The organism is Bacteroides cellulosilyticus DSM 14838 (assembly GCF_000158035.1).
GTDB lineage: Bacteria > Bacteroidota > Bacteroidia > Bacteroidales > Bacteroidaceae > Bacteroides > Bacteroides cellulosilyticus.
The window spans coordinates 1,779,615-1,780,929 of record NZ_EQ973490.1 but is presented as its reverse complement, the minus strand read 5'-3'; the positions used below and the strand labels follow the sequence as shown (position 1 = coordinate 1,780,929).

General features: G+C 45.2%; 1 protein-coding gene. It reads left to right on the top strand.

Annotated features, from left to right (window positions below; all coding sequences use genetic code 11):
* The first annotated feature begins 177 nt into the window (after positions 1–177).
* Positions 178–1,182, top strand: a complete 1,005-nt coding sequence (locus BACCELL_RS10930) for a 2-oxoacid:ferredoxin oxidoreductase subunit beta (RefSeq protein WP_007211835.1) — start codon at positions 178–180, stop codon at positions 1,180–1,182.
* Positions 1,183–1,315 lie beyond the last annotated feature (133 nt).

The following is a 1,315-nucleotide window of genomic DNA, read 5'->3' as shown; positions in this document are numbered from 1 at the left end:
TGAAGTCAAGGGACAGCCGTTCGTAGTAAGCGAATTGGTGGCTGCCTTCACCGAGATACTGAAGAAGTGACAAGCTACAGGCTACGAGTAACAAGTACTGCCCTGAACAGACTTGTAACTTGTAGCTCGTAACTCGTAGCTACTAAAAAACTTATCAACTTAAAACTTAAGAACATCATGAGCGAATATACAGCTAAAGATTTCAAAAAAGGACAACCTCGTTGGTGTCCGGGTTGCGGTGACCACTTCTTCTTGAACTCACTGCACAAAGCGTTGGCAGAAATCGGTGTTAAGCCTTGGGAAACTGCCGTTATTTCGGGTATCGGTTGCTCTAGCCGTCTACCTTATTATATGAATACGTATGCGATGCAGACTATCCACGGACGTGCTGCCGCCATCTCTACCGGATGTAAAGTAACCAATCCTAACCTGAGCGTTTGGCAGGTTTCAGGTGACGGTGACGGTCTGGCTATCGGTGGTAACCACTTTATCCATGCTATCCGTCGCAATATAGATATCAACATTCTGTTGCTGAACAACCGCATCTACGGTTTGACAAAAGGACAATATTCTCCGACGTCTCCCCGTGGCTTCGTCAGCAAATCCTCTCCTTATGGCACGGTAGAAGATCCGTTCCACCCAGCTGAACTCTGCTTCGGTGCACGTGGACGTTTCTTTGCACGTTGTGTAGCTACAGATGGTCCTGGCACAGGAGAAGTTCTGAAGGCTGCCGCTAACCATAAAGGAGCCGCTGTGTGTGAGATTCTGCAACACTGCGTTATCTTCAATGACGGCACCTACGACTCTGTATACAATAAGGACGGACGTGCCAAGAATGCTATCTATCTGGAACACGGTAAGCCGATGCTTTTCGGTGAGAACAAAGAGTTTGGATTGATGCAGGAAGGCTTCGGACTGAAAGTTGTGAAGTTGGGCGAGAACGGTATCACAGAAAAGGATATCCTCGTTCATGATGCACACTGCATGGATAATACATTGCAACTGAAATTGGCTCTGATGGAAGGTCCTGACTTCCCGGTTGCTCTCGGTGTGATCCGCGATGTAGAAGCTCCGACTTATGACGATGCTGTAATGGAACAGATTGAAGAAGTATCAGCAAAGAAGAAGTATCACAACTTCAAAGAACTGCTGATGACAAATGATATTTGGGAAGTGAAGTAAGCAAATACAATATTCTTTTTCAGTAAAAGCCTCATTACCGCTGCTATTATATAGTACGGTAATGAGGCTTTTTGCGAAGGACGAATCTGCTTATTAGAGGGATTAATTCATTACTATAAGGTTATGAATATTA

Bases quoted from the DNA above. Each gene is read 5' to 3' on its own strand.
- BACCELL_RS10930 (WP_007211835.1), top strand. From the start codon at position 178: ATGAGCGAATATACAGCTAAAGATTTCAAAAAAGGACAACCTCGTTGG.